The organism is Rothia sp. QJM3NY_36 (assembly GCF_056173115.1).
The window spans coordinates 628835-639914 of the sequence record NZ_CM149658.1 but is presented as its reverse complement, the minus strand read 5'-3'; the positions used below and the strand labels follow the sequence as shown (position 1 = coordinate 639914).

Below are 11080 nucleotides of genomic sequence, written 5' to 3'. Positions count from 1 at the left end.
ACTAGCATGGGGCGGGTGAGCAGCCACTCCCCCCGCCCCGTGCCCTCCGCGGCCCCAGGCCCGCGCTTCCCCACCGGGGCCTTCACCCGCGACGCCCTGCTGGATCGCCTGCGGGCCCTGCCCGTGCCGCTGCCCCGCTGGGGCTGGGTCTTCCCCGCCCTCGTGCTGGTCCTGGCGGCCGCGCTGCGCTTCGTGGGGCTCACCCACCCCAACGCCGTCGTGTTCGACGAGACCTACTACGCCAAGGACGCCTGGTCCCTGTGGCACTACGGCTACGAGCGGTCCTGGCCGGACGGGGCGGATGCGAGCTTCGTCGCCGGGCATCCCGTGAGCCCGGAGGATCAGGGCTCCTACGTGGTGCACCCGCCGCTGGGCAAGTGGATGATCGCCCTGGGCTACGTGCTGTTCGGGGACTCCTCGCCCCTGGGCTGGCGCTTCTCCGCGGCGCTGTTCGGCACCCTGTCCGTGGCGGTGCTGATGTGGGTGGCGTGGATGATGTTCCGTTCCTTGACGCTGACCGGCATCGCCGGGCTGCTGATCGGCATCGATGGGCTGCACCTGGTGGAGTCCCGCCTGGCCCTGCTGGACATCTTCCTCATGTTCTGGCTGCTGCTGGCCTTCGCCTGCCTCGTCGCGGACCGCTTCTCCGCTCGGCACCGCCTGGCCGTCCTGCTGGCCGCGCAGGCCGGGCCCGGGGGCGCCCCGCCCTCGGCCGCAGCGTTGCGCTACGGACCCTGGCTGGGGATCCGGTGGTGGCGGATCGCGGCCGGGGTGTGCTGCGGCGCGGCCCTCGGGGTCAAGTGGAACGCCCTGTTCTTCATCGCGATCTTCGGGATCCTCACGGTCCTGTGGGACATCGGCGCCCGCCGGGCCGCCGGGATCCGCGGCTGGTTCACCGGCGCCCTGCTCAAGGACGCCGGTCCGGCCTTCGTCTCGATCGTCGGGATCGGCCTGGTGACGTATCTGGCCACCTGGATCGGCTGGTTCCGCTCCGACGGCGCGTACGACCGGCACTGGGCCGAGCAGCACCCCGGCGAGGGCATCGGGTGGCTGCCCGCGAGCCTGCGCAGCCTCTGGGAGTACCACCGCTCCGCCTACGCCTTCCACACCGGCCTGGATTCCCCGCACACCTACGCCTCCCCCGCCTGGCAGTGGCTGATCCTGGGGCGGCCCACCTCCTACTACTACGAGGCCGAGCACGCCGCGGCCTGCGGGGCGCAGAAGTGCTCCGAGGCGATCCTCAACGTCGGCAACCCGCTGATCTGGTGGACGGGCGCGGCCGCCCTGGTGCTGTTGATCCTGTGGTGGATCCTGCGACGAGACTGGCGTGTCGGGGCCATCCTGCTGGTGGTGGCCGTCGGCTGGCTGCCGTGGTTCGCCTACCCCCACCGCACGATGTTCTACTTCTACGCCCTGTCCTTCCTGCCGTGGCTGATCCTCGGACTCACCGCGGTGCTGGGCCTGGCCCTGGGCCGTCCCGGGGACTCGGTGCGCCGACGCCGGTACGGCCTGGGGGTGGTCGGGCTGTTCGTGGTCGCGGCCCTGCTGATCAGCGCCCACTTCTGGCCCATCTGGACCGGCCAGTCCATCCCCTACGAGGACTGGTACGCGCACATGTGGTTCACGGGCTGGATCTGATGCGCACCCCGTCGAGCACCCCCGGTCCCGCCCCCGCCCCGGGCCAGGACGCCGCCGGATCGCGGCGGAGCGGGCGCGCCGCGCACGCTCGCAGCGCGCCCTTCGCGTTGCTGTTCGTCTGCCAGGGCAACGTCGCCCGCTCCCCCGCCGCCCAGCTGCTGGCGGCCCGCCGCCTCGCCGCGGCGTCGGCCGCGGGGGCCGGGATCGAGACGGCCTCGGCCGGAACCGGCGCCCTCGTGGGTGCGGGCATCGCCCCGGAGATCGGGACCGAGCTGGCCGAGCGCGGGGTGGACGCCTCCGGGCACCGCGCCCAGCAGCTGGGGGCCGGGCTGCTGCGTGCGGCGGATCTGGTGCTGGTCATGGAGGCCGAGCACCGACGCTGGATCCTGGAGGAATGGCCGGGGGCGGTGCGCTCCGTCTTCCTGCTGGGCACCGCCGCCCGCGTGCTGGGAGCGCAGCGCTCGTCACCGGCGACGCCGGTCGACGCCGGAACGCTGCCGCCGCACGGGGCCGGGGACCCGACGACCGGTCTGCCCGGGGAGCCTGCGAGCCCCGCGGATCCGCTGGCGCTGCTGCGCGCCCCCGGGGTGCGCGTGCTGCCCGAGGACGGCATCGCGGACCCTTACCGCCGGGGCCGGGAGGCCGCCCGCCGGGCGGTGGCGCGGATCGATCAGTGCCTGGAGCTGGTGCTTCCCGCGCTGGTGTCGCGGCCGCGATCCGAGCGGGGCTGAGCGCCCGCCGCGTCGTCCCGGGTGGTCCCGTCCGAGCCGCCGCGGACGGCCTGCCGGCGGGTGCCTGCCTGGCGGTTCGCCTCCTGGCGGGCGTGGGCCCGGGCCAGGTCCCGCTGCCGACGGTGGGCCAGGGGCCAGGTGGCCACCAGCAGCACGGAGACGGCCAGCACGGTGATCAGCGCGATGAGCACGGCCGAGTCCACCCAGAACTGATCCGGGTACAGCCGGATCAGGGTGTCCGAGGGGTAGAAGGCCCAGTTCCCCTCGGGGAAGAAGATCTCGTGGAAGCCGGTGAAGAACCGCTCCCACCCCAGCAGGGACAGCCCCAGCAGCCCCAGGATCAGCAGGATCGTCAGCCAGGCCCCGGCGAACAGGGCGCGGCGCAGGGCCCCCGGGGCGCCGTCGCCCAGGCGTCGGGCGCACAGCACGGCCAGCACCAGCCAGCAGCCCACCAGCAGCAGGGACCACAGCATCACGTGCTTCACGTCCGTCATGTGCCCCACCTCCGGGGCGGTGAAGGCGTGCCGGCCATCCGGCAGCATCACGTCCCCCAGGAAGCGAGCGGGGGCGAAGTTGAGGATGTAGTCCAGGCCGTGGGAGCCGTAGACCATGCGGTCCTCGGTGGAGAAGCCGTAGGCATCCGCCGGGAAGCCGGGGCGGTGGTACTCGAACCACAGGAACGCCGGGGTGGCCACGGCCCGGATCGCGGCCATGAGGATCACCAGCGGCACGGCCACCGCGATCACGGCCTGACGCAGGCGCAGGGCCCGGGGGCGGGTGCGGACCGGCCGAGCCGCAGGCTCCTGCCGGGCGGCGGGCTCCCGTTGGGTGGTGGACTCCCGTCCGCCCGCAGATTCCCGCCGAGGCCCGGGTTCCTGCCGAGGTCCGGGCTCCTGCCGGGGCGCGGACGCGGCGGTGGAGCCGCCGCGGGTCCCGGCGTCGACGGCCGGGGCCAGGGCGTCCCACTCCTGGGTTGCGGAGGACCAGGGAGCTCCCTGTTCCTCGGGATTGCTGCGCGGGCTCACTCGGCGGCCTCCTCGGGTGCGACGGAAGCGTTCCTGTTCGGGGCCCGCCCTCCCCGCCGTCACACCGGAGACGGGCGGGCCCTGGCGGGTCTCCTACCAGTTCCCCTTCCAGGAGGCGTCCTGGTAGTGCTCGAAGGGGATGTTCCAGTCCCCATAGCCGTTGTCCGGGTCGGCCTCGCCGTAGCCGGTGTTCACGGTCTCCACCACATCGCCCACGCGGAAGGTGTTGAAGAAGTACTCGGCGCCGTCGGGCAGCAGGCCGATGCAGCCGTGGGAGATGTTGGTGTTGCCCACGTAGGGGTACCCGGAGGGCTCGGCCTGGTGCACGAAGGCCCCGGAGGAGGTCAGCCGGCAGGCGTTGCTCGCGTAGAACGGCTCGTACCAGTGGGAGTCCCCCGGCTTCAGGCCCAGGGTGCGGGAGTCGAAGAAGTAGCTCTTGGCCTTCTCCATGACCACCAGCTGCCCGGTGACCGAGGGCCACTGCGGATCCCCCAGAGTCACGGGGAACTCCTTGGTGAGCTTGTCCGACTCGTAGATCTTCATGGTCTTGGTGTTGTTGTCCACGTAGGCGTAGTTCTTCGGCCCGGTCTTGAAGCTGCGCTCGTAGTTCTGGTTCATGATCATGCCGTTGCCGATGTCCGTGCCGAGCAACTTGATGCTGACGTTCACCTGGGAGTTCGGCGCCCACTTGTCCTTGGGGCGGTAGCGGACCATCTGGTCGCTGTACCAGCGGAACTTCCCCTCCTGGTCCCCGGACCCGGTCACGGTCACGGCCTTCTCCACCGCGGCCTTGTCGGTCACCGGCTCGGAGAAGTTCAGCTGGATGACCTGCCCGGTGCCGTAGGTGCCGCCGTCCTCGAAGTCGAAGCTCAGATCCGCCTCGTTGGCCGCGGAGGTCGTGGCGAAGCCGGCGGAGCCGCGGTGCTCGACGTCGTCATCGTTGACGATCGTGTACTGCACCCGGTAGTTCTTGGCGAACTCCAGAGGACCCTTGGCGGTCCAGGTCCGACCATCCTCGGAGATCGTGCCCTCCACCGCCTTGCCGCCGGTGACCTCGACCGCCTTGACCCGCCCGGCATCGGTGACCACGGTGACCGGGGCGGTCGGGTTGTACTCGCTGGCCCCATCCTGCGGGGTCACGGTGACCTTCGGGGTGAAGGTGGGGGTGGGGGTCGCCGAGGCGGAGGCGGCGCCGGAAGCCGAGTCCTCGCCTCCGTCCTGCCCGCAGGCGGTCAGTACGACGGCGCCGAACAGCCCCAAGGCGCCGGCGCCCACCAGCCGACGGCGGGTCAGGGGGCCCACCGGGTCCCCGGCGGAGGCGTCATCACGGGAGGCGCGGAAGGGGAAGCGGGGAGTCAAGACCAGGGGTCTCCTTTCGGGACGGAAGGGGGAGGTGTCGAAGCGTCGAGGAGAGATGAGGAGAGGACCGGCCCGTCCGCGGCCCGGTCAGCGGCGCGTGGGCAGCCCGCGCAGGCGCGTGCGCGCGTCACCGGCTTCGGGAGACTGCGCTTCCGAGGACGGCTGTGACGGCTCGGAGGCGGTGTCCGCCTCCGGGTCACCGGGCGCGGCGGCGTCCTGGCCGACCCGCACGACCTCCCAGCCGCGCGGGGCCGTGAGCCGATCCGCGTGGAAGGCGCACAGATCGTAGGCGTGCGGCTCGACCCGCGGCGCCAGCGGACCGATGACGGCCGTGGAGTCCGCGTACGCGTAGGTCAGGGTCCAGTCGGCCTCGCGCCGGCACATGGTGCGCGAGCACAGTCTCTTGTTCTCTGCCATTCTCCACAGGCTACTCCACCGGACCGCGAGCTCCCCGTGCCGGGGGACAGGGGGCTCAGCGGGACTGGCGGCGCAGCCGGCGCCGCTCCCGCTCGGACATCCCGCCCCAGATACCGAAGCGCTCGTCCTTGGCCAGCGCGTAGTCCAGGCAGGCGGTGCTCACGGGGCATTCGGAGCACACGCGCTTGGCGTCCCGGGTGGAGCCGCCCTTCTCCGGGAAGAACGCCTCCGGATCCGTCTGGGCGCACAGGGCCTCGGCCTGCCAGGCCAGCTCCCCCTCATCCTCGTCGGTGCCGTAGGCTCCGGCGGCGGCCTGCCACAGCCGCAGCACCTCGGGGTCCGAGGAGAACAGGTCCACCCCCTCCTCAGAGACGGAGCGGGGCAGGGTCGGGGTGGTCTCGTGAGAGGGCTGAGCAGGGCCCATGCTGGTCCTTTCCTGCACCGATCACGGCCGCCGCCGCGTCCCGGGAAGACCGGGCGGGGTGGTCGCGGACGGAAGGTGCCGGCCGGTGCCGAATTCGGCGTGATTCACGATAATTACAGCCGTGTCATCCGGTGCCCGTCAAACCGATGACGCGCGGTCCGGCCCGCTACCATGGCGAGCATGTCCCACCGCACCTTCGCCGACGTCGAAGCCCTGTTCACCACCCTGGGCGCCTCCCCCACCCCGGCCGTCGTCTGGTACGGCCCCGGCGGCGAGCGCACCGAGCTGTCCGGACGGGTCCTGGAGAACTGGGTGGCCAAGACCGCCAACCTGCTCGTCGAGGAGCTCGACGCCGCCCCGGGCTCGACCATCGCCCTGCGCGCCCCCGCGCACTGGCGCAGCCTCGCGATGGGACTGGCGGCCGTGCGCACCGGGATGGTCCAGCTGCCCCGCACGGATGGCGCACGGGAAGCCGAGGCCGTTCCGGCGCAGGTGTGGGTGGGCTTCGAGGCCGAGGGGGCCCAGGCACGGACCGCCCAGACCCGGCTGCTGCTGGCGCGCGGCGCCCTGGCCGCCTCCTACGACGGGGCGAGCCCGCTGGATGCCGATGCCGTGGACTATGCCGCGGCGGTGCGCTCCTTCGCGGACTCCTACGACCCCTTCGATCCGCTGGACCCGGAGCTTCCCCTGGAACCGGGCGAGGCCGGGCTGAGCCTGGGGGCGTGGCTGGACCGGGCTCAGGAGGCCGGCCAAGGCGGCGTCGTCCTGGGGGTCGTGGCGGACCGGGAGGCCGATCCCGGGCTGCTGGCCGACTGGGCCGGGCTGCTGGCCGATGGCGGGACGCTGGTCCTGCTGGACCCGCGGCTGGGGCAGCAGCAGCGCGAGCGCGCCCTGGCCCAGGAGGGCGCGGATCACTCCGGGCGCTGAGCCGGGTCCTCCCCGCCCAGGGCTCGGCGGTCCCGGGTCCCGCGGCGCACCGCGTCCACATCCAGGCGCCCGGTGACGATGTCGGTGGCCTCGGTGACGAAGCGGGCGACCTTCTCCTCGCGCGTGTACTCCTGCTCGTCCGCGCGCTGGGTGACCCCGCCGTAGACCCAGAAGCGGTAGGCGAAGTAGCGCACGATCGTGCCCAGCACCGTGCCGATGATCGTGCCGCCGATGAACGAGGCCGTCTTGGAGGTCAGCCCCAGTCCGTAGTTGGTGACGAACACGCAGGCGGTCTCCACCCCGATCCCGATCAGGTTGACCAGCGCGAACTGCCAGGCCTCCCGCCAGGTGTTCTCCTGGCGCTTGTCCCGGAACGTCCACAGGCGGTTGAGGATCCAGGAGAAGATCGTAGCGACGACGCCGGCGACGAATTTGGCCTTGGAGTGCCCGTCCGCCAGCCACGTGCTCATCAGGAACCAGGTGACGGAGGCGTTGACGATGAAGGCCAGTCCGCCGACGATCCCGAACTTCAGGACCTCTTTGAGGAACAGCTCCCACAGGCCGTGGATTTTCTCGGAGAAGGTTGACACGCGGGGCTCCACAGGGTCGGGGTCGGCGGGGCGGGTCCGCGGCGGACGCGGGCGGGAGGACCACCTCGTCCCTCGCGCCCGACCCGGTGCGCACGGCGGCCGGGCGGGTACCGCGTCGCGGGTGCGGACTGCGCTGAAAGTCTACAAGCAGGCCCCGGGGCCTCCGGGCCGCGACGCCGCCCCGCCCCCGTGAGATCGGTCAACCCCGCACACCACTCGGGAGGTTCGCGCGCGGCAGGCCAGCGGGTAGCCTGGGAGGCGTGAGCTTACCTGTGACCGCACCCGTGATCGGCGTGATCGGCGGAGGGCAGCTGGCCCGCATGATGTCCCCGGAGGCCTCCGAGCTGGGCATCGAGCTGCGCGTGCTGGCCGAATCCCCCGAATCCTGCGCCGCCGCCGTCATCCCCCACGCCCCCGTCGGGGACCACACCGACCTGCCCACCCTGCGGGAGTTCGCCCGCCGGGTGGACGTCGTGACCTTCGACCACGAGCACGTGCCCACCGAGCACCTGCGGGTCCTCGAGGAGGAGGGGGTCGCCGTGCGGCCGGGCCCGCAGGCCCTGGTGCACGCCCAGGACAAGATCCGCATGCGCGAGGCCGTGGATCGCCTGGGCCTGCCCAACCCCCGGTGGGCGGCGGTGGCCGACGCCGATCAGCTGCTCGCCTTCGGGCGGGAGGTCGGCTGGCCCGTGGTTCTGAAGACCCCGCGCGGCGGATACGACGGCAAGGGCGTGATGCTCGTGGCCGAGGACGCCGTGGGCTCCGCCCCGGTGCGCGCATGGTTCGAGGCCATCCCGCAGAAGGGCTGGAGCGGGCTGCTGGTCGAGGAGAAGGTGCCCTTCACCCGGGAGCTGTCCGCCCTGGTCGCCCGGCGCCCCAGCGGCGAGGTGCGCGCCTGGGACGTCGTCGAGTCCGTGCAGACCGACTCCGTGTGCGACGAGGTCACCGCCCCCGCCCCGGGGTTGGACCCGCAGGTCGCGGCGGCCGCCCAGCGGATCGCGCTGCGCCTGGCCGAGGAGCTCGGGGTCAGCGGCGTGATGGCCGCGGAGCTGTTCGAGGTGCCCGGGCGCGAGGGCGGGGTGCTGGTCAACGAGCTGGCCATGCGCCCGCACAACTCCGGACACTGGACCCAGGACGGGGCGGTGACCAGCCAATTCGAGCAGCACCTGCGCGCCGTGCTGGATCTGCCGCTGGGCTCCACCGCCCCGGTGGCCGGGGTCACCGTGATGAAGAACGTGCTCGGCGGGGCCAACGAGGACCTGGCCGGGGCGTGCCCCGCGGCGATGGCCGCGCATCCCGAGGCCAAGGTGCACCTGTACGGCAAGGCGGTGCGCCCGGGCCGGAAGGTCGGGCACGTCAACCTCAGTGGCCCGGCCGCCGAGCTGGCGCAGGTGCGCCGGGCGGCCCGGGAGGCGGCCGCGATCCTGCGGGACGGTCCCGCCGCCGACCCGGCCGCGACAGACCCGACCGACCGCTGAGCCCCAGCCCGCCGATAAGCCCCAGCCCACCAGCACCACAGCACACCAGGAGCACATCATGAGCACCCCCGCCTCGCAGAACGCGCCGCTGGTCGGCGTCGTCATGGGTTCGGACTCGGACTGGCCGGTCATGGAGGCCGCCGCCGAGGCCCTCGAGGAGTTCGGCATCGCCTACGAGGCCCGGGTGGTCTCCGCCCACCGGATGCCCCAGGACATGCTGGCCTACGGCCAGGAGGCCGAGCAGCGCGGGCTGCGCGTCATCATCGCCGGGGCCGGGGGTGCCGCCCACCTGCCCGGCATGCTCGCCTCGGTCACGGCCCTGCCCGTCATCGGGGTGCCCGTGCAGCTGAAGACGCTGGAGGGGCTGGACTCCCTGCTGTCCATCGTGCAGATGCCGGCCGGGGTGCCCGTCGCCACGGTCTCGGTCAACGGGGCGCGCAACGCCGGGCTGCTGGCCGCGCGCATCCTCGGGGCCGGCCAGGATCCGGCCGCCGCCGCGGAGATCCGCGGCGATCTGCGCGAGTTCGCCCGGAATCTGCGCCAGTCCGCCCAGGACAAGGGCGCGGCCCTGACCCGCCGGCTGGAGTCCCGCCGCGGCCCGGAGGAGGAGACCGAGGCCCACCGCCCGGCACCCCGCTCCCAGGCCCCCGACGCCGACGATCCCGCCCAGCCCGGCCCCTACGCTCCGTAGGTCCCCGTTCCCGCCCACCTCGGTCGGACCCCGCGACGTCGTCGATCCGCCGGGGCGGGCGCCGACCACCGCCCGCCCTTCCCCGACCGGCAGGTACTCCCCGATGCCCCCCTCCACCCCGTCCGAGAACCCCCGCGACCCCGCCGCCGGAGCCGAACGCCCCCGCGGGACCGATGAGATCACGGGCGCGCGCCCGGAGGGGCACCGGCCGGGACCGGCGCACCGCACGGACCCTCTGCGCCACCCGGAGGCGTCCGGGGCTCTCACCCGCACCAAGCGGGCGTGGCTGCTGCTGCTGCTCACCGCCGTCCTGCCCGGCTCCGTCCAGCTGCTGATCGGCAACCGCCGCCTGGGGCGGCGCGCCCTGGGTGTGACCCTGACCGTCTGGGCCTGCCTCATCGCGGCCCTGATCCTGCTGGCGGTGCACCGGTCCTGGCTGTTCTCCCTGGTCACCGGCCGGTTCACGTCCCTGGTGCTGATCGTCGTGCTCGCGGTGCTGGCTCTCGGCTGGGCCCTGCTCTTCCTCGACGCGCTGCGCCTGATCCGGCCCGCTCTGCTGGCCCGGGGCATGCGGCCGATGGTGGCCCTGGGCTGCGCGGGCCTGATGCTGGTCACCGCCGGCACCCTCGGCTACTCCGCCTATCTCGTGGGAGTGGGCCGCGGCGCCCTGGGCAATGTGTTCTCCGGCGGCTCCGGCTTCGAGGCCGCGGACGGCCGGTACAACATCCTGCTGATGGGCGGGGACGCCGGGGCGGACCGGGTGGGGCGCCGCCCGGATTCCATGACGGTGTTCAGCATCGACGCGAAGACCGGCCAGGCCGTGACCATCTCCCTGCCGCGCAACCTGCAGAACGCCCCCTTCGCGCAGGGCTCGCCGCTGTGGCAGGTCTGGCCCGAGGGCTTCGACTGCGGGGACGAGTGCATCCTCAACGCCCTGTACCCGCAGGTCGCCCAGGAGCACGCGGGCCTCTACCCGGACGCCGCGGATCCCGGGGCCGAGGCCATGAAGGACGCCGCCGAGGGCATCACGGGTCTTTCGATCCAGGGCTACGCTCTGGTGGACATGGACGGCTTCGCGGACCTGGTGGACGCGCTGGGCGGCATCGAGCTCGACGTCGGCGGCCGGGTGCCGATCGGCGGCGGGACGAACGAGACCACCGGGGAGAAGAACCCCATCGACGGGTGGATCGAGCCCGGCCGCCAGCACCTGGACGGCTTCCACGCCCTCTGGTACGCCCGCTCCCGGGAGGGGGCCAGCGACTTCGAGCGGGAGGCGCGTCAGCGCTGCGTGCAGTCGGCGATGCTCGCGCAGCTGGATCCCGCGAACGTGCTGACCAAGTTCCGCTCGATCACGGACGCCGGCCAGCAGATCGTGGAGACGGACATCCCGGAGGCCCAGCTCGGGGAGTTCGCGGACCTGGGGCTGAAGGCCAAGGACCACGAGCTGATCCAGTATGGGGCCGGCCCGCCGTACTGGGATGACATGTTCCCCACCTACCCGGACTACGACGCCTTCCGCGCCGGGGTCGCCCAGGTCATCGAGGGGTCGGCGGAGGGGAAGACCCCTACCCCGGCCGCCGACGACGCCCAGGCCGCGGGCCCGGCCGGGGTGGTCTCCGCGGTGCGCCCCGCCGCCCTGCTGGCCACCCTGTCCCTGCTGCCCGGCGCCGGCTCTGTCCAGGCCCAGGACGGCCCCGCGGTGAGCACCGTCGCCGAGCTGGGCCCCAACGGCACCTGCTCGGTGCCCTGAGCCCGACCCGTCCGCCAGCTGCCCCGACCCCACCCAACCACGCCCCGCCG

At 73.2% G+C, this 11080-nt stretch carries 10 protein-coding genes and 1 pseudogene; 6 read left to right on the top strand and 5 right to left on the bottom strand.

Annotation, left to right across the window (positions count from 1 at the left end):
- The first annotated feature begins 6 nt into the window (after nucleotides 1–6).
- Together AC0VXQ_RS02765 and AC0VXQ_RS02760 are read left to right on the top strand one after the other, a co-directional pair.
- Nucleotides 7–1638, top strand: coding sequence for a dolichyl-phosphate-mannose--protein mannosyltransferase (locus AC0VXQ_RS02765; protein ID WP_058731418.1), 1632 nt, complete (start codon nucleotides 7–9; stop codon nucleotides 1636–1638).
- Nucleotides 1638–2369 (top strand): arsenate reductase/protein-tyrosine-phosphatase family protein, encoded by a 732-nt coding sequence (locus AC0VXQ_RS02760; protein ID WP_133143343.1) that lies wholly within the window; start codon nucleotides 1638–1640, stop codon nucleotides 2367–2369. The genes AC0VXQ_RS02765 and AC0VXQ_RS02760 overlap by 1 nt, the downstream gene beginning before the upstream one ends.
- Here the strand turns inward: AC0VXQ_RS02760 and AC0VXQ_RS02755 are convergent.
- The 4 genes and pseudogenes from AC0VXQ_RS02755 to AC0VXQ_RS02740 all read right to left on the bottom strand — a co-directional run.
- Nucleotides 2309–3394: a DUF1461 domain-containing protein gene (locus tag AC0VXQ_RS02755; protein ID WP_064724919.1), complete on the bottom strand. Its 1086-nt coding sequence runs from the start codon at nucleotides 3392–3394 to the stop codon at nucleotides 2309–2311. The two genes, AC0VXQ_RS02760 and AC0VXQ_RS02755, sit on opposite strands and share 61 nt — an antisense overlap.
- A gap of 93 nt (nucleotides 3395–3487) precedes the next feature.
- The gene (locus AC0VXQ_RS02750; protein WP_475529054.1) at nucleotides 3488–4753 is read right to left on the bottom strand and encodes a L,D-transpeptidase; all 1266 of its coding nucleotides are present in this window, start codon (nucleotides 4751–4753) and stop codon (nucleotides 3488–3490) included.
- An 87-nt stretch (nucleotides 4754–4840) separates the two neighbouring features.
- Complete coding sequence (locus tag AC0VXQ_RS02745; protein ID WP_055684323.1) at nucleotides 4841–5170, bottom strand: DUF3499 family protein; 330 nt, start codon at nucleotides 5168–5170, stop codon at nucleotides 4841–4843.
- Nucleotides 5171–5225: 55 nt separating this feature from the next.
- Nucleotides 5226–5492, bottom strand: a pseudogene (locus AC0VXQ_RS02740) (WhiB family transcriptional regulator); the annotation flags it as partial.
- Between the two features lie 282 nt (nucleotides 5493–5774).
- Between AC0VXQ_RS02740 and AC0VXQ_RS02735 the strand changes: the two are divergent.
- A complete protein-coding gene (locus tag AC0VXQ_RS02735) occupies nucleotides 5775–6521 on the top strand; it encodes a TIGR03089 family protein (protein WP_475529051.1) in 747 nt (248 codons plus the stop codon).
- Here AC0VXQ_RS02735 and AC0VXQ_RS02730 read toward each other — a convergent pair.
- The gene (locus AC0VXQ_RS02730) at nucleotides 6506–7111 is read right to left on the bottom strand and encodes a GtrA family protein (protein ID WP_224799927.1); all 606 of its coding nucleotides are present in this window, start codon (nucleotides 7109–7111) and stop codon (nucleotides 6506–6508) included. The two genes, AC0VXQ_RS02735 and AC0VXQ_RS02730, sit on opposite strands and share 16 nt — an antisense overlap.
- Nucleotides 7112–7371: 260 nt before the next feature.
- Here AC0VXQ_RS02730 and AC0VXQ_RS02725 point away from each other — a divergent pair, with 260 nt between their 5' ends.
- The 3 genes from AC0VXQ_RS02725 to AC0VXQ_RS02715 all read left to right on the top strand — a co-directional run bounded on the left by AC0VXQ_RS02725 (nucleotide 7372) and on the right by AC0VXQ_RS02715 (nucleotide 11030).
- The gene (locus tag AC0VXQ_RS02725; protein ID WP_058743689.1) at nucleotides 7372–8589 is read left to right on the top strand and encodes a 5-(carboxyamino)imidazole ribonucleotide synthase; all 1218 of its coding nucleotides are present in this window, start codon (nucleotides 7372–7374) and stop codon (nucleotides 8587–8589) included.
- 58 nt (nucleotides 8590–8647) lie between these two features.
- Nucleotides 8648–9280: a 5-(carboxyamino)imidazole ribonucleotide mutase gene (gene purE / locus AC0VXQ_RS02720; RefSeq protein ID WP_055684319.1), complete on the top strand. Its 633-nt coding sequence runs from the start codon at nucleotides 8648–8650 to the stop codon at nucleotides 9278–9280.
- A 103-nt stretch (nucleotides 9281–9383) separates the two neighbouring features.
- Nucleotides 9384–11030, top strand: coding sequence for an LCP family protein (locus AC0VXQ_RS02715; RefSeq protein ID WP_224799926.1), 1647 nt, complete (start codon nucleotides 9384–9386; stop codon nucleotides 11028–11030).
- Nucleotides 11031–11080 lie beyond the last annotated feature (50 nt).

Bases quoted from the DNA above. Each gene is read 5' to 3' on its own strand.
- AC0VXQ_RS02765 (WP_058731418.1), top strand. From the start codon at position 7: ATGGGGCGGGTGAGCAGCCACTCCCCCCGCCCCGTGCCCTCCGCGGCC.
- AC0VXQ_RS02760 (WP_133143343.1), top strand. From the start codon at position 1,638: ATGCGCACCCCGTCGAGCACCCCCGGTCCCGCCCCCGCCCCGGGCCAG.
- AC0VXQ_RS02745 (WP_055684323.1), bottom strand. From the start codon at position 5,170: ATGGCAGAGAACAAGAGACTGTGCTCGCGCACCATGTGCCGGCGCGAG.
- AC0VXQ_RS02735 (WP_475529051.1), top strand. From the start codon at position 5,775: ATGTCCCACCGCACCTTCGCCGACGTCGAAGCCCTGTTCACCACCCTG.
- purE (WP_055684319.1), top strand. From the start codon at position 8,648: ATGAGCACCCCCGCCTCGCAGAACGCGCCGCTGGTCGGCGTCGTCATG.
- AC0VXQ_RS02715 (WP_224799926.1), top strand. From the start codon at position 9,384: ATGCCCCCCTCCACCCCGTCCGAGAACCCCCGCGACCCCGCCGCCGGA.